Below are 375 nucleotides of genomic sequence, written 5' to 3'. Positions count from 1 at the left end.
CCCTACTTCTTCAGGCATCATCATCATTAACTCTTCTTGTAATTTTTGCCCTTTTTGAAGAAGTGGGAATACACCTTTCATCGCTTAACGTAAGAACGTACCTGGTACGATTAAGCGGTTGATTTCGTTCGTGCCTTCGAAAATACGGTTAATACGAGAATGGGGGTACATTCTTTCAATCTCATTCTCTGCCATTAATCGGTATCCCCCAAGAAGATGCACGCCTTCATCTTCTACATAGTCTAATACTTCAGAACCGTATTATTTATTCTTCGAGCTCTCATTTGCATATTCTGCAATAGTAGCTGCTACAGCCTTAGGATCTTTTTCTTGCGCTTCTGTTTCTGTGCTGATATGGCTTTCACATACACCTAC

General features: G+C 40.5%; 1 pseudogene. It reads right to left on the bottom strand.

The annotated features are described in order from the left end of the window. Positions 1 to 375, bottom strand: a pseudogene (locus JDS96_RS30795) (acyl-CoA dehydrogenase family protein); the annotation flags it as partial.

Origin of the sequence: Bacillus cereus group sp. N21 (assembly GCF_016483395.1) — a bacterium.
Lineage (GTDB): Bacteria > Bacillota > Bacilli > Bacillales > Bacillaceae_G > Bacillus_A > Bacillus_A pseudomycoides.
The sequence above is the reverse complement of the archived record's forward strand: the minus strand, read 5'-3'. Positions and strand labels throughout refer to the sequence as shown.